Origin of the sequence: Herbivorax alkaliphila (assembly GCF_030848475.1) — a bacterium.
GTDB lineage: Bacteria > Bacillota > Clostridia > Acetivibrionales > Acetivibrionaceae > Herbivorax.
The window spans coordinates 1-925 of record NZ_JAVDDS010000145.1; the positions used below are offsets into that span (position 1 = coordinate 1).

General features: G+C 50.3%; 1 rRNA gene. It reads right to left on the reverse strand.

The window, feature by feature from the left end:
* Positions 1-925, reverse strand: a 23S ribosomal RNA gene (locus RBH29_RS17740); the annotation flags it as partial.

A 925-nucleotide genomic window follows, 5' to 3' on the forward strand; every position in this document is an offset into this window, starting at 1 on the left:
AAGCCTCCCACCTATCCTGTACAAAAAATACCGAAACCCAGTATCAGGCTACAGTAAAGCTCCATGGGGTCTTTCCGTCTTGTCGCGGGTAACTTGCATCTTCACAAGTACTACAATTTCGCCGGGTGCGTTGTTGAGACAGTGCCCAAATCATTGCGCCTTTCGTGCGGGTCAGAACTTACCTGACAAGGAATTTCGCTACCTTAGGACCGTTATAGTTACGGCCGCCGTTTACTGGGGCTTAAGTTCACTGCTTCGCTTACGCTAACAGATTCCCGTAACCTTCCAGCACCGGGCAGGCGTCAGCCCCTATACTTCATCTTCCGATTTAGCAGAGACCTGTGTTTTTGATAAACAGTTGTTTGGGCCTATTCACTGCGGCCTGTATCTCTACAGGCACCCCTTCTCGCGAACTTACGGGGTTAATTTGCCGAGTTCCTTAACAACGCTTCTCCCGATCGTCTTAGGATTTTCTCCTCACCTACCTGTGTCGGTTTGCGGTACGGGTACCTCTGTTCTAAATAGTGGCTTTTCTCGTCAGTGCGGAATCAGTTACTTCAGTACTTTAGTTTCCCTCCCCATCAGGACTTCGAATCAACCAGCGGATTTGCCTACCAGTCTTTCTACCTCCCTTGGACGAGCTCTTCCAGTCGCTCGCTTAACTTATCCCTCTGCGTCCCCACTTCTCTCAAACAAACAGCGGTAGTACAGGAATTTCAACCTGTTGTCCATCGCCTACGCCTCTCGGCCTCAGCTTAGGTCCCGACTTACCCTGGGTGGACGAACCTTCCCCAGGAAACCTTAGGTTTTCGACGGTAAAGATTCTCACTTTACTCTCGCTACTTATTCCGGCATTCTCTCTACTGTCTCGTCCACATGTCCTCTCGATCATGCTTCAGCCTCAACAGTATGCTCCCCTACCCCT